Genomic DNA, 22,362 nt, shown 5'->3' with positions numbered 1-22,362 from the left:
AGGTTTTTATGACGACTCAATCCAAGCAAAAAATCGCCGTCGCAATTGCCTCCGTGGTGGCGGTCGGCGTGCTGGTGTATCTGCTGGCGCCGGGATTTTTTGGCAAGCGTACGCAACAGAACACCAATGACGCCTTTGTCTCTGCCGACTTCACGTTGGTCGTGCCCCGCGTCGCCGGGTTCATCAAGGAAGTGCTGGTGGAAGACAATCAGCAGGTCAAGGCCGGGCAGTTGCTGGCGCTGATCGATGACCGCGACCTGCGGGCTGCCGCTCAAGCCGCCGACGCCGAAACGCTGGTGGCGCGGGCGCAACTGCAAAACGCCCGGGCGACCCTTGAGCGCCAGACATCAGTGATTGCGCAGGCGCAAGCCACGGTGGTATCGGCGAAGGCTGAAATGGCGTTCGCCGAGCATGAATTGAACCGCTACAACCACCTTGCCGGCGTTGGCGCGGGTACGGTTCAGAATGCTCAGCAAGCACGTACGCGCATTGATCAAGCCAGCGCCCGGTTAGCCAATGCCACAGCGGTGCTGTCGGCGGAGCGCAAGCAAGTGGAGATTCTCACCGCCCAGCGTGACGCCGCTGACGGTGGAATGAAACGGGCGCTAGCGACCCTGGAAATGGCCAGCTACGAGCTGTCCTATACGCGCATCGTCGCGCCGCAGGACGGCATGGTGGGTGAGCGTGCGGTGCGTGTCGGTGCGTATGTCACGCCGGGCAGCAAGCTACTGGCCGTGGTGCCGCTGGCGCAAGCGTATGTGGTGGCCAATTTCCAGGAAACCCAACTGACCGAGGTGCAGCCGGGGCAGGGTGTGCAGGTGCGCGTCGACAGCCTTGGCGGCGAAGCGTTGCGCGGTCGCGTCGAGAGCATTGCGCCGGCCACCGGGGTGACTTTCGCGTCGATCAAACCGGACAACGCGACGGGCAACTTCACCAAGGTTGTGCAGCGGATTCCGGTGAAAATCGTTCTCGATCCGGGACAGCCATTGGCTGAGCGGTTGCGGGTGGGGATGTCGGTGGAGGCGAGTATTGATACGGCTGAAACTGGTGAGCATGAGGTTGCGCAACGATGAAAATCTTCGTCGGCCGGGCTGGCCTTCATCGCCGGCAAGCCGGTCTCGCTCCCACAGTGGATCTGCGCAACGGCCACATTCTCAGCACAAAAGAAGACCCCTTGTGGGAGCGAGCCTGCTCGCGAAGAGGCCGTGTGCCTCAACTAACCTTTTGTGCCCTGTTGGTCATGAGCCTCACCGCCTGCACCATCGGCCCTGACTTCCAGAAGCCCCAAGCCCGGCAAGTTACCGAGTGGTCGCAACCGTCGAAAGCCGCCGCCAGTGAAGTGATAACCGCTGACATGGACGAACGCTGGTGGGAAGTTTTCCAGGACCCGAAACTCTCGGCCCTGACCCAACGCGCTCTGACCGACAACCTCGACCTGAAACTCGCCAGCAGCCGTTTGCAGCAAAGCCGTGCCGCGCGCCAGGTGATTACCGCCGATCGCTATCCCAACACCACCGCCACCGGCAGCTACGGGCGCAAACGCAACAGCGGTGAAGGCCTGAGCGATCCGTCGGGGCACCACGGTGACTCGGCGTTCAACCTGTGGGACGCAGGTTTCTCGGCCTCTTGGGAACTGGACTTTTGGGGGCGTGTGCGACGTGAAACCGAAGCGGCTGACGCCACCCTTGAAGTCGCGGAGAACGACCAGCGCGGTGTGCTGCTGTCGGTGCTCGCCGAAACTGCCCAGGACTACATTCAACTGCGCGGCGTGCAAAGCACACGAGCCGTCACCGAGCAGAACCTCGATGTCGCCCGCCACAGCCTGAAGCTGTCGCAACTGCGCTTGGCCGACGGTGTCGCCACCGACCTGGATGTCGCCGAAGCCGCCGCGCAAGTCGCGGCCATCGAATCGCGCTTGCCGGCACTGGAGCAACGCCGGTCGCAACTGATCAACGCGCTGAGCCTGTTGATGGGCGAGCCGCCGCAAGCGCTGCACGCCGAGTTATCCACAGACGTGCCGGTGCCACAAACCCCGCGTCAGGTCGCCATCGGCCTGCCGTCGCAACTGGCCGAGCGCCGCCCGGACATCCGCCAGGCTGAAGCCCGCTTGCATGCCGCCACCGCAAACATTGGCGTGGCCAAGGGCGATTTCTATCCGCGCATCACCCTGTCGGGCAACCTCGGTTCGCAGGCCATGCAGCTTAGCGACTTCGGCTCATGGGGCTCGCGTGCTTTCGGCATCGGTCCGCAATTCAGCTTGCCGCTGTTCGACGGCGGTCGCCTGCGCGGTGTGCTGAATTTGCGTGAAGCGCAACAACAGGAAGCCGCCATCGCCTACCAACAAACCGTGCTGCGCGCCTGGCACGAAATCGACGATCAACTGACCGCCTACAACGCCAGCCAACTGCGCCGCGACAGCCTCGCCGAAGCCGTACGCCAAAACCAGATCGCCCTGCGCACCGCGCAACAGCAGTACGTGGAAGGCGTGGTGGATTTCGTCAACGTACTCACTGTGCAAGGCGAACTGCTGGCGACTCAGCAGCAATGGGTCGAGAGTTCGACCGGGGTGTCGCTGGCGATGGTCGGGTTGTACAAGGCGTTGGGTGGGGGATGGGAGTCGGTGTATCCGGTGGTAGAGGGCGCTACCAGTAATCCGGTTTGATCGCGGGTGCTTTGTGGGTGGGGACTCGGGGCGGGAACTGGTGCGAGTGCAACTCTTCTGAGGAGACGACTCGACGCATCCAGTGGGAATGTTCTATCAGCGAGCCGGGTGGAGAGCGTTTGAATCCGGTCCGGCATGGAAGAACCACGCCCACGGTCACTTGCCGGAAGTCCTCTCGGATAGCGCGTAACGCGGGAGTCATGTCGGTATCTCCGGATACCAGAACGAATTGCTGTATGCGTTCAGTAATGTGAATGTTGGCCTGCCTGGCGGCCGTGCGGTACATGCTGATTGCGATATGGACGTCGGTTTCTTTCTCTTCGAGTTTCCATATCGCGACTTTATCCTGGCGTGAGGCAGCGATTCTTTTGTCGATAAAACGTGGCGCTGCGGCCCTCTCAAGTTGGTGACGGCCATAATGAACAGTCACATTGCTGGCTCTCAGGGCGCGAACGTAGGTGTCTTGAGCCTCTTTTGAAATCCTGCCACGAGTAGCCAGCTCAGGTTTGACGGAAGAGGTGAAGTAATCGATTGAGGCGAGGACGCTTTGAGGATTCTCGATATTGGCAATATGCGTCAGTAACCGCGGCAGGTTTAGCCATTTGTATGGCGTGCCGGCCAGCAATCCGTAGAACACGTTGTAGCCGTCAACAAAGAACGCAGTGCGCACAAATCCAATCCTCAGAAACGAAAAAACCGGCCGAAGCCGGTTTTTTCACCCCAACGGCCAGAGAACTGAATCTCTGCGTACGGGGTTGAGTAGTAGGTTGATCCTAAATGGGGTCCGCGATATGCGTCAACCATTGTCTGACCGAACTCTACTTCGCTGGATGTTTCTCCACCGCCGGCAACTCAGTTTTGTGTATTTGCCTGGCAAATGGTCAAGGTGCTTCGGGCTTCAACTATTAACAATTGTTGCGACTTTAAGGTTCCGGTGACAGCGAGTGTGTAGGGATGTGAATGTCTATGACTACTTTCAGTTTTGGCCGAGTGGAAGTTCCCCATTTCGTGTGGGATTTAATTCCATGTACTCATCGCGTGGGTGATCAGCCCACTCCACGGGAAATAGTTATCAATTTGAAACCAGACATTTCCTCCCAATAACCCCCACCCACTTGACGCTCACCCACGCTGTCATAGACTCCGCTCATCCGTCAGGGAGTTACGGTTATGCGACGAGTTCGTGTGTGGGTTATCGGATTGACCATTTTAACGTGTACTGCTCAGGCGCAAACGCCCGTGCCAGACGATCCGCTGCTGGACAGCAGCACCGTCGGCAACAGCGGTTCGGCAGCCAGCACTGAAGCCCGTGGCGTGTTGCGGGCCAGGGATCAGGCGATGCTTGCCAGTGAGTTGTCCGGGCGGATTGTCGAGTTGCCGTTCAGCGAGGGCGAGTCGTTCAAGAAGGGCGATACGCTGGCGCGTTTCGATTGTTCGGCCTATCAGGCGCAGCTCAATGCGGCGCAGGCTGCGAGCCGTGGGGCCGGTGAGGAGTTGGCTCACAACAAACAACTGGCGGCGTTGAATTCGGTCGGGCGCTTCGAAGTGGCGCGGGCCGAGGCCAGGCTCAGCGAGACGCAGGCGCAATCTCAGGTGTATCAGGTTCAGGTCAAACGCTGCAGCGTGGTTGCGCCGTTTGATGGTCAGGTGGTGGAGCGCAAGGTTCAGCGTTTTGAAAGCGTTGCCGCCGGCGCGCCGTTGCTCGATGTGGTCGACAACCGCACCCTGGAAATCCATTTGCTGGTGCCGTCGCGCTGGATGGGCAAACTCAAGCCCGGCCAGACGTTCAGTTTTGTCCCCGATGAAACCGGCCGGCCACTGGATGCCACGGTCAAACGATTGGGCGCGCGAATTGACGAGGGCAGTCAGACCTTGCTGTTGGTCGCGACGTTGCCCAACGCCTCTGGTTTGTTGGCCGGCATGAGCGGCACGGCGCGTTTCGCGGAGCTCAAGTGAACGCTCCGGTCAGCGGCGGCGCGGAACAGGTCTTCGCCCGCTTTCTCGATCTTGAACGCCAGACTCGCGCCGCACGCACTCCGTCGCAACTGGCCTACAGCCTGGTCAATGACGCTCAGGCGTTGTTCGGTTTTCGTCATGCCGCGTTGTTGATTGCCGGCAAGGTGCACGCGGTGACGGGCGTGAGTACCGTCGACCCTAACGCGCCGTTCGTGGCATTCGTCGAGCAGGCCGTGGCGCAGTTGTTCAAGCGTGATGTGCTGAAGCAGGCGCGGGTGATTGCACCCGATCTGCTCAGCGAATCGATTCAGGCGGACTGGCAAAGTCTGTCCGCCGCCCAGGTGTTCTGGCTGCCGCTGATCGATCACCAAAGCGAAGTGTTCGGCGGACTGTGGCTGGCCCGGGATTTGCCGTGGAACCCGGCCGAACAAGTGCTGCTGTCGCAACTCGGCGACACTTACAGCCACGCCTGGCTGGCGCTGCAACCACACAAGCCCTGGCGACTGCGCTGGACCCGAAAACGTCAGGTCGCGTTGATTGCGCTGCTGTTGCTCGGGATGTTGATCCCGGTGCGCCAATCGGTGCTGGCGCCGGCCGAAGTGGTGCCATTGGGCGGGCGCGTCGTGGCTGCGCCGCTGGACGGCGTGATCGCCGAATTCCTGGTCAAACCCAACCAGACCGTGAAAACCGGCGACCCGTTGCTGCGCTTCGAAGGCACCACCCTCAAGGCTCAGGCTGATGTGGCCGAGCGTGCGTTGGGAGTTGCCGAAGCTGAGTTGAAAGCGAATTCCCAGCGCTCGTTTGCCGATGCCGAGTCCAGTTCGAAGATTGATTTGCTGGCGGCGCGCGTCGAGCAAAAACGCGCCGAACGGGACTACGCCCGTGAACTGCTCAAGCGCAGCGAAGTGCGGGCCGAGCGCGACGGCATCGCGGTGTTCGCCGACGCCGAACGCTGGACTGGCAAACCGGTGCAGACCGGCGAACGGCTGATGGAAATCGCCGACCCGAACCAGGCCGAACTGCGTATCGAGTTGGCGGTGAGCGATGCGATTTCCCTGGAGCCGGGTGCGCAAGTCGCACTGTTCCTCGACAGTGATCCGTTGCAACGGCATTCGGCCCGGCTCGAGCGCGCCGCATACGAAGCACAACCCACCGCCGGCGGGCAGTTGGCCTATCGGCTCGATGCCGGTTTCGATCAGGCGCCGCCGCGCATCGGCTTGCGAGGGACGGCGAAAATCTTCGGCGATCGCGCGCCCCTGGCGCTGTACCTGTTACGTAAACCACTGGCCGGTTTGCGCCAGAGTGTGGGGCTGTAGATGAGCCTGCCGAGCCTGCGCGCCGATTTGCAACTGACGCCCGCTTCACCGGCGCTTGATGGCTCGCCGCGCTGGACGTTGGCCGACCCGGTGCGCGGTCGCTATTTCAAACTCGGGGTGGCGGCGATGCGCTTGCTGCGACATTGGTCCCTGGGTGATCCCGAAAAAATACTGCACGCCGCCAATCGCGAGCCGGGTTTGCCGTTGGCCGGCAGCGATCTGGAGCAACTGCTGAGCTTTCTGCGCAGCCACGATCTGATCAGCGCCCTCGATCCGCAGCAGCGTGAAAGTTACAGCTTGAAAGCCGCCGCCCAGCATCAGTCGTGGTGGCAGGTCTTGTTGCATCAGTACCTGTTTTTCCGGATTCCTCTTTGGCGGCCGGATGCTTTTCTCAATCGCGCCTGGCCCTGGCTGTCGCGATTCGGTCCGCAAACGCTGCGCTTCGGATTGCCGGCAACACTGATCCTGGGGATATTTCTGGTGTCCCGGGATTGGCAGCGATTCATCGCGACTTTCCCCCATTTGTTCAGCCTGGGTGGCGCGCTGGCCTTCGGCGTGGCGTTGTTCTTCGCCAAGCTGTGCCACGAATTCGGCCACGCGTTCATGGCCAAGCGCGCGGGTTGTCGAGTGCAAAGCATGGGTGTGGCGTTCATGGTGCTGCTGCCGATGTTCTACACCGACGTCAGCGATGCCTGGCGGGTCAATGATCGACGTGCCCGCTTGCTGATCGGGGCCGGTGGCGTGTTGGCCGAACTGCTGCTGGCGAGCATCGCGCTGCTCGCCTGGTCGCTGTTGCCCGACGGACCGGCGCGCACGGCGGCGTTCATGCTCGCCAGTGCCACCTGGATTACCACGCTGGTGATCAACCTCAACCCGTTCATGCGGTTCGACGGCTACTTTTTGCTCAGCGACTTCTGGGAAGTGGACAACCTGCAAGGGCGAGCCTTTGCCCTGTGCCGCTGGCATCTGCGCGAGACCTTGTTCGGCTACGGCGCACCGGCTCCGGAACCCTGGTCGCCGACGATGCGGCGGCGTTTGCTGGTCTGGGGGTATGGAACGTGGTTGTGGCGCGCGGTGCTGTTTTTCGGGATTGCGCTGGCGGTGTACCACTTGTTCTTCAAGCTCCTGGGGATTTTCCTGATGCTGGTGGAGCTGGTGTGGTTCATCTTTCTGCCCATCGTGCGCGAGTGGCGCGAGTGGTGGAGCCAACGTGAGCACGCCCATGTGTCGCGGGTGTTGTTGAGTGCGTTGGGGCTGGCCGCTTTTGTGCTGTTTCTGGCGTTGCCCTGGCGCAGTGCCGTGGAACTGCCGTCGATGCTTGAGGCAGGGCGCGTCAGTACCTTGCATGCGCCGGTGGCGGCGCGGGTCAAGCAGGTGAACGTCAGTGACGGTCAGGTGGTGGCTCAGGGCGATGTGCTGATCGAATTGGTGTCGCCGGACCTGGATTCGCGCCAGGCCATCGTCCGTCGCGAAATCCAGATCCAGCAATTGCAGATGCGCCGCCAGGCCGGTCGCAGCGAAACCGCCGCCGATGCAGGGATTGTCGAGCAGCGCCTGGCGGAGGCCGTGGCCGAGTACCGTGGGTTGGCTGCGCAACGGGAGCGGCTGCTGATTCGGGCGCCACAGGCGGGCAAGGTGCGTGATCTGTTGCCGCAGTTGTCCGCCGGCCGCTGGTTGTCGCCCAAAGATCCATTGGCGCGGGTGGTGGAAGACGGCGCACGGCTGCGTGGTTATCTGGCCGAAGCTGAGTTGTGGCGTGTTGAACCGGGCGCCAGTGGGCGGTTTATCGCCGATGATCCGATGCACCCGGCGATCGCCGTGCAATTGACCGAAATCGACACCAACGGTGCAACCTATGTCGATCAGGAGGCATTGACCTCCGATCACCACGGGCCGATTGCCGTGCGCCGGGATGCCTCGCAACGGGCCGAGCCGGTACAGGGACAATACGGCGCGCGGCTGAACACCCTCGAGGCCACGCCGACGCCGCTTCAACCTTTGCGTGGCGTGGTGGTGTTGCAGGGGCACGGCGAGTCATTGCTGGGCGTTGCCTGGCGGCGGATGGCCGCGTTGGGTGTCAGGGAAAGCGGTTTCTAGGGAGAGCAGCAATGGCGAGCACGGATTCTGTGGTGGCTGACGGTTTGGTGGTGCGTCCGTCGCGCGTTAACGATGGACCTTTTCTGCACAGCCTGTATCAATCGGCACGACCGGATCTGCAATGGATCGACGGCGAGCGAGAGGTGGTTGAGCAGGTCGTCGCCCAGCAATTCCAGGTACAGGAACAAGGGCTGGGAGAGCACTTCCCCAACGCGATGCACTACGTGATCGAAAAGCTCGACACGGCCATCGGCGCGTTGACCACTGATTTTGGTCCCAATGAAATCCGGGTGCTGTACCTGGCGTTCATTGCGCAGGCTCGTGGCCAGGGTTACGGTCGGGCGGTGCTGCAAGGGGTGCAGAAAGCTGCGCAGCAGATTCGCTGCCCGGTGGCCACGGTGGTCTGGGCCAACAATGCCCATGCGCGCCAGCATTACCTGGCGCTGGGGTTTCAGGTTGAAGAGCGTAATCCGGCGGCGGAGCGGTTGGTGTGGTATCCGAATGGTTGACTACACCACCAAATCCATGTGGGAGCGAGACCGGCTTGCCGGCGAAGGGGCCTTCATATTCAACATCATTGCTGAATGATCCACCGCCATCGCGAGCAGGCTCGCTCCCACATTTTGATCCCGGTGTGTTCAGTTGAATGCGATGTAGAAATATCCCACGCCCGAATCACGCCCCATGGCGGGCACCCGCGAGACAAAAATACCCTCCACGTGGCCAAGTTCCGGTAACTCCAGCGCACACAACCCATCTACGAACTCTGTGGATTGCAGGCTGTTGAACTCGACCCGGAACGGCATGCGTTCGCTTTTCGGCATGCGCGACCGGGGTGATTCTTCAAGGCTGTCGATATGGATCGGCAGCTCACTGCCATCCGGCAACCGCAGCGTCCCCGTCTTTCCCAGCAGTGCCTGAAAGTGTTGGTGTTGAACCTGTTGCAGCATGGCGTCACTCCCAAAAATGAAAGTGACCGGGGGCGTTGAATCCCCCGGCCGGATTTCAACCGCGCGAAGGGAACAGCCCTTCCAGAGCAATGCTGAAGTTCAGCACCAGGAACGGGTTCATTGTTTCCATGGGTAGGCCGTTGCCGGCGGACGAGATTTCCCCGGTGACCGTCGTGGCCACACCCTTGAGCGGCACGGCTGCCGCACCTTGCTGATCGGAGTAGATGCTCGCCGAGCCCGGTCCGCCGCCGGAAGCGCCGATGTACGAATTGGTCGCGGTGGGGGTGGTGACCGGGTTGCTGGCCGGGCTGGCCAGTTGCAGGGTGGTGGTGGCCGTCAGCCCGGACAGGGCGTGGGTGTGATTGGGCAGGTTGGTGATGGTCGCGGTGACGTTCTCGGTCCCGGAGAATTCGCCGATGACACGTGGGGTCAGGTTCAGCCCATTACCCATGCACACCGGCATTCGGCCTTGCAGGTTGGGCAGCATGAAGTTGGAGACGCCATTACCTCCGAAGTTGGTGTTCAGAAGTGCGAACAGTGCGTTGTATTGCTGGATTGCGAGCGTCTGGCCATTACACAAGGCCCAGCCGCTGGGCGCGTAGTTAAAGGCGAAAGGCTGGATAGTGCCGATGAATACTTCCATAGTTCCTCATCCCTCAGGTTAGTTGTCTGGCGCGCCACAAACGTGGTCCGGACGTCCGGGCCCATCGTTGCGATCAGCCGACTCCATTCATTTCCCTGGCTGAGTCACGCCAAACCAGAGCGTAGTTGATCCGCCTCACGGCCGAATGTCGCTGGTCGCAAAACCGGCATCGACGACGAACCTGCGCCGTCCTACAGTGATCAACAGGCAGGGTGGTCGAGGGCTGTTTCAGGGGGGGTAATGGAGGCGCGCAGAGAAACACCGTTTGGCGGCACCCACGAGCCGCACGCCGCACCCGGCATCTGGGCGATTGTTCAGCGCTGGTTGCGCTGGGCGCAGGAGCACTGGCTGTTGCCGATCCTGGCGTTGGCGGCGCTGGTGCGTTTCTACGACCTGACGGCGGCCGCCATTTGGGGCGATGAAGGGTCCAGCCTGCTGCTGAGTCAGTATTCAGTGGCCGACATCTGGGTCCATGCGGCCCATGACGTGCACCCTCCGCTGTATTTCCTGCTGCTGCATGGCTGGGTCGGGTTGTTCGGCGACGGCATTTTTTCGATCCGCTGCCTCAGCGCCTTGCCCGGCATCGTTACGGTGTGGCTCGGCGTCTGGCTGATGGACTTGCTCGCCACTCGCCGTGCAGCGTTGCTGGCCGGTTTCCTGCTGGCTCTGTTGCCTACGGCGGTGCGTTACAGCCAGGAAGTGCGCATGTATTCGCTGCTTGGGTTGTGGCTGATCGGCGCGACGATTGCCCTGGCCTACTGGATCAGGCGCCCGTATCGCAGGCGATATCTGGTGGCGTACGTGCTGTTGATGACAGCTGCGTTCTACACCCATTACTTCACGGCCCTGTGCGTGCTCTGCCACTGGCTGTATTTGGGGCTGATCCGCGTCCAGCCGGGGCATCGCTTGCGCCATGTTCAACGCCCCGACTGGTGGCTGGCGAATGTCGCGATCGTGTTGTTGTACCTGCCGTGGGCGCCGAGCCTGATCGATCTGCTCCAGCACCTGGATCAACTCAAGGCCAACGGCGACGTGGGCTGGGAAACGCCTGTCACGTTCGGCTCGTTGCCTTCGATGTTCTGGTCGTTCCTGATCCAGGACGATGGCGAGAACCTGCCGACGCTGATGTTCATCGCGATGCCGCTGGCGTTACTGGCCATTGTGGGGGTGGCGCTGGCGCGGGACCGCAGTGTCTTTCGTGGCAGCGTGCTGCTGGTGATCTACACGGCATTGCCGTTGCTGCTGGTGTTCGGAGTTTCGTTTATCACGCCGGTGTTCATAGAGCGTTACCTGACGGCGTATGCCCTGGGGCTGCCGATGATTGTCGCGCTGGCGGTTGATCGTCTGTATTCAGGCTTTCGGGTACTGGCCGTGACGGTGCTGGTGCTGTTTGTCGGTGTTGAACTGGTGGGTCTGAAAAACAACGCCACGGTGGACACCAATGATCAAATCAACGTCATGGTCGACTACGTGAACCAGCATTTCGTGACCGGTGACCGGATCGTCACCAGCGACATGCTCTGGTACCTCAGTTACGTCTATTACAACCGCACCGAGGCCAAGCCGCTGCTGTTCACTCCGCCGCTGGCCAATGGCGCTTCGAGCCGGCCGAACGCCTATGGCTTCGGCACATTGGTGACTCAGGACACGTACCTCGACAGTCTCGACCGCTTGCCCAAGGGCAGTGGCCGAGTCTGGCTGATTGGCACCGTCGATGTTCCGGACGAATTCGCGCCGTTGCCCTCAGGCTGGCAGCGCTCGAGCGAAACACAGGCGGGAGGCGCCACTGCGCGATTGTTCGTACTGCATTGAACCGGTGGAATGATTAAACGATTCACCTCACAAACAGTAATAAAAAACGCGTTTTAGCAGGCGTCGTAACTTCGATTTGATATCAAAACACCACTACTTGTAAGGCCATTCATGGTCTACGCTCCGTCATACATAAAGGACTTATGACTAGGGTGAAGGGATTGCACGCATTCCATTTTATTTCCGGCTTGCCGCGCTCGGGCTCGACCCTGCTTTCTGCCATTCTGTTGCAGAACCCGCGGTTCCATGCCGGCATGACCAGCCCCGTCGGCTCACTTTTCTCCGGTGTCCTCGAACAATGCAGCGCCGGCAGCGAGTTCGGCGCGGTGATCGATACCGACCTGCGCCGCCGTTTGCTTCGCGGCCTGTTTGACTCCTTCTACGCCGACAAGGCCGACAAACCGGTGGTGTTCGACACCAACCGCTTGTGGAGTTCGCGCCTGCCGGCCATCAGCGATCTGTTCCCGCAAGCCAAGGTCATTGCCTGTGTGCGCAACGTTGCCTGGGTCATGGACAGCATCGAGCGTCTTTATCGCGCCAACCCTTTTGAAAACACCAAGCTGTTTGGCGATGCGGTCGAACGCAACACGGTCTACAGCCGCTGCGAAACCCTCGCCCAACGCAATCGCCTGGTCGGTTTTGCCTGGGCGGCGCTCAAGGAAGCCTATTACGGTGAACACGCCGACTCGCTGCTGATCGTCGATTACGACCTGTTGACCCAAGCGCCTGAGCGGGTGATGCGGCTGGTCTACGACTTCATCGGCGAGCCCTGGTTCGAGCACGATTTCGACCACCTGGCCTACGACGCGCCGGAGTTCGATCAAGCCCTCGGCGTGTCCGGCCTGCACAAGGTCAAACCCAAAGTCGAGTTGCAATCGCGGCGCACGATTCTGCCGCCGGATTTGTTCAAGCAGTACGCAGAATTGTCCTTCTGGCTCGATGGCTCTGCCAGCGCCGCCAATGTCATTCGTATGAAAGCCGATGCTGCGATCAGTTGATCGCGGCGTTTTCGTTTACGCAGCAAGAACGTTCGAGTCCGGGTGAGTAACATGTGGTGGAGCAACGGCAAGTCACGGATTACTAAAGGCGCACGAGCGCTGGCCTCTCCAATGATCATGTCCCTGGAGCCGCGAATGCTGTTCGACGGCGCGGTCGCGGCCACGGTGGCCGATACCGCCCAGGCTGACAGCCACACCACGGCCGACGCGGCCAAGCCGCCCGTTGCGGAGAAACCTGTCGCCAGCCAGGACACCCACGGCCAGGCCGATGCAACGCCCGCCGTGGCGCCCGTTGCCGTGCCGGGACAGAGCGTGGTGTTCGTCGATTCCCGGGTCAAGGATGCCGACAGCCTGCTCAAAGGTGTGGCGCCCGGTACTCAGGTGGTTCAACTCGATGCCACCAAGGACGGCTTGCAGCAGATTGCCGATTACCTGGACACCCATCAGGGCATCAGCTCTGTGCAGATCATCGCTCATGGCAACGCGGGCGATCTGTGGCTGGGGAACAGTTACCTGTCAGCCGACAACGTCGCGGCCCGCAGTGCGGTGCTGGCGGAAATCGGCAAGGACATGAACGTCGGCGGCGACATCCTGATCTACGGCTGCTACACCGCCGAGGGTGAACGGGGTTTGAACTTCGTCGATTCCCTGGCGCAATTGACCGGCCGTGATGTAGCGGCGTCCAGCAACCGTACCGGCGTGGGTGGCGACTGGGATCTGGAGATCGCCACCGGCAATATCGAAAGCGCCAACGTGCTGTCGAAAATGGCCATGAGCGACTATCAGTGGGGCCTGGCGAGCTGGACGGCCACCAACAACGCCAACACCGGCGTCGGCTCGTTGCGTGCCGCCATCGCTTCGGCGCAGAACGGCGATACCGTCACTTTCAGCACCGGCATGACGGTGCAGTTGACCTCCGAACTGCTGATCAACAAGAACATCATCGTTGATGGCGACTTGAACAACGACGGTGTGGCGGATGTGACTCTCGACGGTCAGTACAGGACCCGGGTGATTGAAATTGCGGCGGGCAAAACCGTGACGCTCGATGGTCTGGTGATCACCCGTGGGCTGGTGTCGGGCACGGGCGGCAACGGTGGCTACGGCGCCACGGGCGCGATGGCCGGGGGGATTTTCAACGCTGGGGTCCTGACGCTGAACAACGTGTCCGTGACTTCAAACGCTGCCTCTGGCGGCGGTGGTGGCGGCGGAGTCACGGGGGCGTTTTACGGCGGTGGCGGTGGCGGTGGTGGCGGTCTGGGCGGCCAGAGTGGCGGGCACGGCGGTTCGGCCGGGCCGGGCACCGGCACGTTGGGCGGCCAGGCGGGCAGCGGTGGCGTTGGTGGTTACGGCGGCGGATACGACGCAACCCACATGGGCGGTCGCGGCGGCACCAGCACCGGCGGGGCTGGCGGCGTGGGCGTTTCCTACTACAGCAACGGCGGTAACGGTGCGACGGCCACCAATGGCACGATTTCCATTGGCGGCGGTGGCGGCGGCGCCGGTTGGGACAAGGTCGGTGGCGCCGGCGGCAATGCGGCGGGCGGGATCTACAACGCAAGCTCCGGCGTTATCACCATCATTGGCACGTCGAACATTACCAACAACATCGGCGCTGGTGGCGGCGGCGGCGGTGGCGGTGGCCAAGGCAGCAACGCCTCCAACGGCGGCATCGGCGGCCGGGGCGTCGGTGCGATCTGGAACAAGGGCACGTTGCTGATCACCGCCGCCAACTTCGCGGCCCTGGCCGGTAATGCCGCGGGCAGCGGTGCCGGTGGTACTGCGCAGGGCGGGGGGACAATCGGCACCTCGCCGACCGCCGTGGCGGCAATCTACAACGACGGCGGCATACTCAACACCGCCTATGCACCACCGCCGACCGCAACCATTGTGGTCACCGATACCACGTTGAGCATCGGCGAAACGAGCCTGGTGACCATCACCTTCTCCGAAGCGGTGACTGGTTTCACCAACGCAGACCTGACCATCGCCAACGGCACCTTGAGTGCGGTGAGCAGCAGCGACGGCGGTATCACCTGGACGGCAACGTTCACGCCAACCGCCAGTATTTCCGACACGACCAACGTCATCACCCTCGACAATACCGGGGTGATCAACGGCCTGGGCACTGCTGGCGTCGGTACCACCAATTCCAATAACTACGTCGTCGACACCGCTCGCCCGACTGCGGGCATCGTGTTTGCCGACACGGCGCTCAAAGCCGGCGAAACCTCGCTGGTGACCATCACCTTCAACGAGGCCGTAACCGGTTTAACCAACGCCGACCTGACGATTGCCAACGGCACCTTGACGGCGGTGAGCAGCAGCGATGGCGGCATCACCTGGACGGCCACGTTTACCCCGACGGCCAGCATTACTGACTCGACCAACCTGATCACCCTGGACAACACCGGTGTCAGCGACCTGGCGGGCAACGCCGGCAGCGGCACCACTGACTCGAACAACTACGCCATTGATACCGTGCGTCCGACCGCGACCATCGTCGTGGCCGACACAGCGCTGAGCATCGGCGAAACCTCGCTGGTGACGTTCACCTTCAGCGAAGCGGTCAGTGGTTTCACCAACGCCGACCTGACCATCGCTAACGGCACATTGACGGCGGTGAGCAGCAGCGATGGCGGCATCACCTGGACCGCGACCTTCACGCCGACCGCCAGCATCAATGACACGACCAACCTGATCGTCCTGAACAATACCGGGATCAGCGATCTGTCCGGGAACGCCGGCACGGGCACGACCAATTCGAACAACTACGCCATTGATACCGTGCGTCCGACCGCGACCATCGTGGTGGCCGACAATGCGCTGAAAATCGGCGAAACCTCGCTGGTGACCATCACGTTTGCCGAGGCGGTGAGTGGTTTCAGCAACGCGGACCTGACCATCGCCAACGGTACGCTGACGGCAGTGAACAGCAGCGACGGCGGCATCACCTGGACGGCGACCTTCACGCCAACCGCCAGCATCACGGACTCGACCAACCTGATCACCCTGGACAACACGGGTGTCAGCGACCTGTCGGGCAACGCTGGCAGCGGCACCACCGACTCCAACAACTACGCCATCGACACCGTGCGGCCAACGGCAACCATCGTCGTGGCGGACACTGCGTTGAAAATCGGTGAAACCTCGCTGGTGACCATCACCTTCAGTGAAGCGGTCACTGGTTTTACCAACGCGGATTTGACCATCCCCAATGGCACCTTGAGCGCGGTCAGCAGCAGCGATGGTGGCATCACCTGGACCGCGACCTACACGCCGAGCGCCAGCATCAACGACACGACCAACCTGATCACCCTGGACAACACGGGTGTCAGTGACCTGTCGGGCAATGCCGGCAGCGGCACCACCGATTCCAACAATTACGCCATCGACACCGTGCGTCCGACCGCCACGATTGTGCTGGCCGATACTTCACTGACCGCAGGCGAAACCTCGCTGGTGACCATCACCTTCAGCGAAGCGGTCAGCGGTTTCACCAACGCCGACCTGAGCATCGCCAACGGCACATTGAGCGCGGTGAGCAGCAGCGACGGCGGCATCACCTGGACCGCAACCTTCACGCCAACGGTGGGTGTGAACGATGCGAGCAACGTCATCACCCTGAACAATACCGGTGTGGCCGACCTCTCCGGCAACACAGGCAGCGGGACTACCAACTCCGGTAACTACACGATTGATACCGTGGCACCGACAGCCACCATTATCGTCGCCGACAGCGCGCTGAAAATCGGCGAAACCTCGCTGGTGACCATTACGTTCTCCGAGGCCGTGACCGGTTTCAGCAACGCCGACCTGACGATTGCCAACGGCACCTTGAGCGCAGTGAGCAGCAGCGACGGCGGCATCACCTGGACGGCGACGTTCACCCCGACCGGCGCCATCACCGACAGCACCAACCTGATCATCCTGGACAATAGCGGCGTGCAGGGGGTCAGCAGCGGCAACGCGGGCATCGGCACCAGCAATTCGAACAACTACGCCATCGACACCGTGCGTCCGACAGCAACCGTCGTTGTGGCAGACACTGTGCTGACAATCGGTGGCACCACACTGGTGACGATCACCTTCAGCGAGGCGGTCACTGGTTTCACCAACGCGGACCTGACGATTGCCAACGGCACCTTGAGCGCGGTCAGCAGCAGCGATGGCGGCATCACCTGGACTGCGACCTTCACGCCGAGCGCCAGCATCAACGACACGACCAACCTGATCACCCTGGACAACACCGGCATCAGCGACCTGTCGGGCAACGCCGGCAGTGGCACCACCGATTCCAACAATTACGCCATCGACACAGTCCGGCCTACCGCGACCATCGTCGTGGCCGACCCAACCCTGAGTGCTGGCGAAACCTCGCTGGTGACGATCACCTTCAGCGAAGCGGTCAGCGGTTTCACCAATGCGGACCTGATCATCGCCAACGGCACCTTGAGCGCGGTGAGCAGCAGCGACGGCGGCATCACCTGGACCGCGACCTTCACGCCAACAGTGGGTGTGAACGATACGACCAACGTCATCACCCTGAACAATGCCGGTGTGGCCGACCTCTCCGGTAACGCGGGCAGCGGCACCACCAACTCCGGTAACTACACGATCGATACCGTGATTCCGACGGCCACCATTATCATTGCCGACAACGCGCTGAAAATCGGCGAAACGTCGCTGGTGACCATCACGTTCTCCGAGGCCGTGACCGGTTTCAGCAACGCCGACCTGACCATCGCCAACGGCACATTGACGGCGGTGAGCAGCAGCGACGGCGGCATCACCTGGACGGCAACCTTCACCCCGACCAGCGCCATCACCGACAGCACCAACCTGATCACGCTGGACAACAGCGGTGTACAAAACGGCTCGGGCAACACCGGCATCGGCAGCACCGACTCCAACAACTACGCCATCGACACCGTGCGCCCGACGGCGACGATCATTGTGACGGACCCCACGCTGGCGGTGGGTCAAACCTCGCTGGTGACGATCACCTTCAGCGAGGCGGTCACTGGTTTCACCAACGCCGACCTGACGATTGCCAACGGCACCTTGAGCGCGGTCAGCAGCAGCGACGGCGGCATTACCTGGACGGCCACTTTCACGCCTAGCGCGAGCATCAACGATGCGACCAACCTGATCACGCTGAACAACACGGGGATCGCGGACCTGGCCGGCAACTCGGGCTCAGGCACCACCGATTCCAACAACTACACCATCGACACAGTCCGGCCCACCGCGACCATCGTGGTCGCCGACAGCACCCTCAGCGCGGGCGAAACCACGCTGGTGACTATCACGTTCAGCGAAGCCGTGAACGGTTTCGACAACAGTGACCTGAGCATCCCCAACGGTACGTTGAGCGCGGTGAGCAGCAGCGATGGCGGCATCACCTGGACCGCCACGTTCACACCGACGGTTGGCATCAAGGACACCAGCAACCTCATCACCCTGAACAACACCGGGGTGACCGACACTGCCGGTAACACGGGCAGCGGAACCACCAACTCGGCGAATTTCACGATCGACACTGTGCTGCCGACAGCCACTATTGTGGTCTCCGACACGGCGCTGAAGGCAGGTGAAACCGCTACGGTGACCATCACCTTCAGCGAAGCGGTGAGCGGTTTCTCCAACGCCGACCTGACGATTGCGAATGGCACGCTCAGCAACGTGTCTTCGGGCGATGGCGGCGTCACCTGGACGGCAACGTTCACCCCGACGTCGAGCATCACCGACACCAGCAACCTGATTACCCTCGACAACACCGGCGTGGCCAACGCCTCGGGCAACAGCGGCGTGGGCACCACCAACTCCAACAATTTCGCCATCGACACCGCGCTGCCGACCGCGACCATCGTGGTTGCCGACAATCGCCTGGGCATTGGCGAAACCACCACGGTGACCATCACCTTCAGTGAAGCGGTGAGTGGATTCGATCTATCGGACATCAGCGTGGCCAACGGTGTGCTGTCGAACCTGATCAGCAGCGACGGCGGCGTCACCTGGACCGCGACCCTGACGCCGACCTCCGGTATCAACGATGCGACCAACCTGATCGTGCTCGACACCAGCACCTTGCAGGACCTCGCGGGGAATGCCGGCGCGAGCATCGCTATTTCCAACAACTACGCCCTGGACGTGACACGGCCAACGGTGAGCATCGTGGTCGCCAACCCGAGCATGGCTGCCGGCCAGAGCACGGTGGTGACGTTTACCTTCAGCGAGGCCGTGAGTGATTTCGATCTGTCGGACCTGAGCGTGACCAACGGCGATTTGTCCAACCTGAGCAGCAGCGACGGCGGCAAGACCTGGACCGCGACCTTCACGCCGACTTCCAATGTCAGTGACCCAAGCAACTTCATTGCCCTCGACACGAGCAATGTCACTGACCTGGCGGGTAACGCGGGGGCCACCGTGTCGGTCTCCAACAATTACGCGATAGGCGTCGTGGCGCCGGCTACGGTGCTGGTGACCCCGGATCCGGAGTTCCTCAGCAGCGACCCGGTGACCGTGATCGATCTATCGAACGTGCCACTGCAACCCATCATCTTCGCCCCGCCTTCCGGTGATCTCGGCTCGCCGCTGACGTTTGCCCCGTTGTTCGAGGACCGGGTGATCGGCAATGGCATCCGGCCGTTGGGTGACATCTTTATGAACAACGGCGCGCTGGCGAAGAGTTTCATCGCGCAGGTGTTCAGCAGCAGCGACAGCGGCGGCGAAGGTGCAGGCCATGGTTTCCTTGGTTTCGGTGGTGGCGATGGCGGGGTGTTCAGCACCAGCACGCTGTCGACTCTGTTCAATCAGGACGTCGGCAACGAGCGGGGTTCGCTGAACTCATTCGGCAACCATTCGATCAAGGCCGGCGATGTTTCACAGGGGCTGCGCGGCGTGTTTGGCGCGCCGAGCCTCGTCCAGCAATTGCAACAGCTCAAAGACACCGAGCAACGGCAGGTCAACGACCTGGCCGCTGCTTTGAAACAGGCCGGCATCAGCGAAATGCAGGCCTGAAATACTTGAAATGGTGCGTCACCCAGGGGCAGTCAAGGATGAAGAGAAGTCAGCAGTTGTTTGTCGCCAGCCTGCTCGCGCTGGCGATCAGTGGATGTGCCGTCAAAAGTGAACCGATCGAACGCAGCGTCAGCGAACAGCGCGCCCGAAGCGATCTGCAAAGCATGTACAAGGGTCAGGAACCGCTCAGCGGTCCGCTGACCCTGCATCAGGCCATGGCCCGAGCGGTGAAGTACAACCTCGAAGGCCGGCTCAAGATCATGGAAGAGGCATTGGCCAAGCGCCAACTCGACCTCGCCAGTTTCGACATGCTGCCGCGCATGGCGCTGGACGCCGGTTATGTCGGCCGCAACAACGTCAGCGCCTCCAGCAGCCAGAGCGTGCGGACCGGCACCCAGTCGTTGGAGCCGTCGACTTCACAGGACCGCGATCGTGAAGTGGCAGACCTGACCATGGTCTGGAACGTGCTCGATTTCGGCGTCAGTTACATCAGCGCCAAGCAGCAGGGCGACCAGCGGCTCATCGTTCAGGAACGCCGGCGCAAAGTGATCAATACCATCGTTCAGGACGTGCGCTCGGCCTATTGGCGAGCCATGGCTGCCGAGCGCTTGCTCAAGCAGATCGACAGCCTCATGTCCCGGGTCGAGACCGCGCGCGGCAACAGCCAGAGCATGAGCCAGCAGCGCATCGGCGATCCGGTCCAGGCGTTGGGTTATCAACGCTCGCTGATCGAGGCCACGCGCCAACTGGAAGAACAGCGCCGCGCCCTGTCGCTGGCGAAAACCGAACTGGCGACCCTGATCAACCTGCCGCTGGGCACCGACCTGACCCTGGCGACCCAGGACGACTACGTCATCCCGGAACTCAAGGTCGACCTCGCTAGCCTGGAGCAGGAAGCCCTGACCAGCCGCCCGGAACTGCGTGAGCAGGATTACCAGAGCCGAATCAGCGCCGCCGAAACCCGCAAAGCCATGCTGCGTCTGCTGCCGGGGCTGGAGTTTTCCGCTGGCGGGCATTACGACAGCAACTCCTTCCTGGTGGAGCAGGGTTGGGCCGACTACGGCGTGAAGGTGACCTGGAATCTGTTCAACGTGATCTCGGCGCCGGCTGCGATCAACGTCGCCAAGGCCGGTGAAGAAGTGGCCACGGCGCGCCGTCAGGCCATGTCGATTGCAGTGCTGGCGCAGCTCTATGTGGCCAACGCCAACTACCGCGAGGCGCTGCGACAATTCAAGACCAATCAGCAACTGTCGGACATTGACGGGCAGATTGTCGGCCAACTGCGCAATCGCTATCAGGCGGCGGGGCTGGGCGAACTGGACCTGATTCAGGGCGAGTTGAATACCTTGCAGGCCGATCTGCGCCGCGATCTTTCGTACGCCGATCTGCGCAACGCGTACGGGCAGATTTTTGCCAGCGCGGGGCTCGATCCGCTGCCGGATCAGGTGCAGTCCACCGAAGTCCAGTCCATCGCCACCGCGTTGGCCAATCGCGAATCGGCGTGGGCGGCGGGCGACATCACGGTGCCGGTGACGCATGTCCAGACTCAATAACCTGCAGGCGCCGACGGCGAGCATCAGCCGGGCACAACGTGAAGCCCGCAACGGCCATCGCGGCACGGCGATTCTGTTGACGGGTTTGCCGGCAGCGGGCAAGTCGACCCTGGCCCAGGCGCTGCACGCCGAATTGTTCGAACGCGGCGTGCAGAGCGTCGTGCTCGACGGCGATGGGCTGCGGGTCGGGCTCAATCGTGATCTGGGTTTTGCTGACAGCGATCGCCAGGAAAATATTCGCCGTGCCAGCGAAGTGGCGGCGTTGCTGGTGGAGAACGGGCACATCGTGATTCTGGCGATGATCGCGCCGTTGCTGGAATTGCGTGAGTTGTTCGCCGCGCGTCTGGGCGAGGATTACCGCGAGGTCTGGTGCAGCGCATCACTGGCGGTGTGCGAGCGGCGTGACCCCAAAGGTCATTACGCCCGCGCACGTCGCGGTGATTTGGCCGGGTTTACCGGGGTTTCCGCGCCTTATGAACCGCCCCCGTCCGCTGCGCTGGTACTCGACACCGGGGCGCAGTCGGTCGAGGCCTGTCTCGACCGTTTACTGACCTGGCTCGGCGAGTGCGCAGTGTTGCCCAAACGCTGACTGTTCAAGGTTTCGCCGACAAATCGGCCATGCCCTTGAGCAGCTCGATGGGCAGTGGGAAAACGATGGTCGAACTCTTATCCCCGGCAATCGAACTCAGGGTCTGCATGTACCGCAATTGCATGGCGCCCGGCTGACGGCCGAGCATTTCGGCGGCCTGCATGAGTTTTTCCGAGGCTTGCAATTCACCTTCGGCGTGGATGACCTTGGCCCGGCGTTCCCGCTCGGCTTCCGCCTGCTTGGCGATGGCGCGGACCATCGATTCGTTGAGGTCTACGTGCTTGATTTCGACGTTGGCGACCTTGATGCCCCAGGCGTCGGTCTGCGCATCAAGCACTTGCTGGATGTCGATATTCAGCCGTTCGCGCTCGGCCAGCAGTTCATCGAGTTCGTGTTTACCGAGCACCGCGCGCAAAGTGGTCTGGGCCAGTTGACTGGTGGCCATCAGGAAATCTTCGACCTGGATGATCGCCTTCTGCGGGTCGAGCACGCGGAAGTACAGCACCGCATTGACCTTGACCGAAACGTTGTCGCGGGTGATCACGTCTTGAGGTGGCACGTCGAGCACCACAGTACGCAAGTCGACGCGGACCATTTGCTGGACCACCGGAATCAGCAGGATCAGGCCGGGGCCTTTGACTTGCCAGAAACGACCGAGCTGGAACACCACCCCGCGCTCGTATTCACGCAGGATGCGAAAAGTCGATCCCGCCAGTGCAATCACCAACAGCAGCAGCGCGGCAAAACCCAGTTGCAGACCCAT

At 61.9% G+C, this 22,362-nt stretch carries 15 protein-coding genes; 11 read left to right on the top strand and 4 right to left on the bottom strand.

Annotation, left to right across the window (positions count from 1 at the left end; all coding sequences use genetic code 11):
* The first annotated feature begins 8 nt into the window (after positions 1-8).
* Both ACYZUC_RS19455 and ACYZUC_RS19450 read left to right on the top strand, forming a co-directional pair.
* Entirely contained in the window at positions 9-1,073 is a 1,065-nt protein-coding gene (locus ACYZUC_RS19455; RefSeq protein ID WP_461989743.1) for an HlyD family secretion protein, read from the top strand.
* On the top strand, positions 1,070-2,662 hold the full coding sequence (locus tag ACYZUC_RS19450; protein WP_461989741.1) for an efflux transporter outer membrane subunit: 1,593 nt from the start codon (positions 1,070-1,072) through the stop codon (positions 2,660-2,662). Before ACYZUC_RS19455 ends, ACYZUC_RS19450 begins: the two co-directional genes overlap by 4 nt.
* On the opposite strand, the gene ACYZUC_RS19445 is transcribed toward ACYZUC_RS19450, so the two are convergent.
* Positions 2,643-3,332 carry an NYN domain-containing protein gene (locus tag ACYZUC_RS19445; protein ID WP_461989739.1) on the bottom strand — a complete coding sequence of 230 codons (690 nt, stop codon included), beginning with the start codon at positions 3,330-3,332 and terminating at the stop codon, positions 2,643-2,645. The two genes, ACYZUC_RS19450 and ACYZUC_RS19445, sit on opposite strands and share 20 nt — an antisense overlap.
* A 500-nt stretch (positions 3,333-3,832) precedes the next feature.
* Between ACYZUC_RS19445 and ACYZUC_RS19440 the strand changes: the two genes are divergently transcribed.
* Genes ACYZUC_RS19440 through ACYZUC_RS19425 form a run of 4 tightly spaced genes read left to right on the top strand, consistent with a single transcriptional unit; the run spans position 3,833 to position 8,540 of the window.
* Positions 3,833-4,618, top strand: coding sequence for an efflux RND transporter periplasmic adaptor subunit (locus ACYZUC_RS19440; protein ID WP_461989737.1), 786 nt, complete (start codon positions 3,833-3,835; stop codon positions 4,616-4,618).
* Positions 4,615-5,934, top strand: coding sequence for an efflux RND transporter periplasmic adaptor subunit (locus tag ACYZUC_RS19435; protein ID WP_461989735.1), 1,320 nt, complete (start codon positions 4,615-4,617; stop codon positions 5,932-5,934). Before ACYZUC_RS19440 ends, ACYZUC_RS19435 begins: the two co-directional genes overlap by 4 nt.
* Entirely contained in the window at positions 5,935-8,031 is a 2,097-nt protein-coding gene (locus ACYZUC_RS19430; RefSeq protein ID WP_461989733.1) for an efflux RND transporter periplasmic adaptor subunit, read from the top strand.
* Positions 8,032-8,042: 11 nt separating this feature from the next.
* Positions 8,043-8,540 (top strand): GNAT family N-acetyltransferase, encoded by a 498-nt coding sequence (locus ACYZUC_RS19425; RefSeq protein WP_461989731.1) that lies wholly within the window; start codon positions 8,043-8,045, stop codon positions 8,538-8,540.
* A 129-nt stretch (positions 8,541-8,669) separates the two neighbouring features.
* Here the strand turns inward: ACYZUC_RS19425 and ACYZUC_RS19420 are convergent, their stop codons facing one another.
* A complete protein-coding gene (locus tag ACYZUC_RS19420) occupies positions 8,670-8,981 on the bottom strand; it encodes a DUF6916 family protein (protein ID WP_461989730.1) in 312 nt (103 codons plus the stop codon).
* 55 nt (positions 8,982-9,036) lie between these two features.
* A complete protein-coding gene (locus tag ACYZUC_RS19415; RefSeq protein ID WP_461989728.1) occupies positions 9,037-9,624 on the bottom strand; it encodes a phage tail protein in 588 nt (195 codons plus the stop codon).
* A gap of 240 nt (positions 9,625-9,864) precedes the next feature.
* Between ACYZUC_RS19415 and ACYZUC_RS19410 the strand changes: the two genes are divergently transcribed.
* The 5 genes from ACYZUC_RS19410 to cysC all read left to right on the top strand — a co-directional run bounded on the left by ACYZUC_RS19410 (position 9,865) and on the right by cysC (position 21,599).
* Positions 9,865-11,436 (top strand): glycosyltransferase family 39 protein, encoded by a 1,572-nt coding sequence (locus ACYZUC_RS19410; RefSeq protein WP_461989726.1) that lies wholly within the window; start codon positions 9,865-9,867, stop codon positions 11,434-11,436.
* 152 nt (positions 11,437-11,588) lie between these two features.
* Positions 11,589-12,434: a sulfotransferase family protein gene (locus ACYZUC_RS19405; RefSeq protein WP_461989724.1), complete on the top strand. Its 846-nt coding sequence runs from the start codon at positions 11,589-11,591 to the stop codon at positions 12,432-12,434.
* Positions 12,435-12,485: 51 nt separating this feature from the next.
* Positions 12,486-19,457: an Ig-like domain-containing protein gene (locus tag ACYZUC_RS19400; RefSeq protein ID WP_461989722.1), complete on the top strand. Its 6,972-nt coding sequence runs from the start codon at positions 12,486-12,488 to the stop codon at positions 19,455-19,457.
* Positions 19,458-19,495: 38 nt separating this feature from the next.
* Positions 19,496-21,010 carry a TolC family protein gene (locus ACYZUC_RS19395; RefSeq protein WP_461989720.1) on the top strand — a complete coding sequence of 505 codons (1,515 nt, stop codon included), beginning with the start codon at positions 19,496-19,498 and terminating at the stop codon, positions 21,008-21,010.
* Positions 20,994-21,599: an adenylyl-sulfate kinase gene (cysC, locus tag ACYZUC_RS19390; RefSeq protein ID WP_461989718.1), complete on the top strand. Its 606-nt coding sequence runs from the start codon at positions 20,994-20,996 to the stop codon at positions 21,597-21,599. The genes ACYZUC_RS19395 and cysC overlap by 17 nt, the downstream gene beginning before the upstream one ends.
* Positions 21,600-21,603: 4 nt before the next feature.
* On the opposite strand, the gene ACYZUC_RS19385 is transcribed toward cysC, so the two are convergent.
* On the bottom strand, positions 21,604-22,362 hold the full coding sequence (locus ACYZUC_RS19385; protein ID WP_392893172.1) for a slipin family protein: 759 nt from the start codon (positions 22,360-22,362) through the stop codon (positions 21,604-21,606).

Source organism: Pseudomonas sp. GT1P32 (assembly GCF_054897805.1).
Note: the sequence above shows the minus strand (reverse complement) of the source record. Positions and strands in the feature narration are given on the sequence as shown.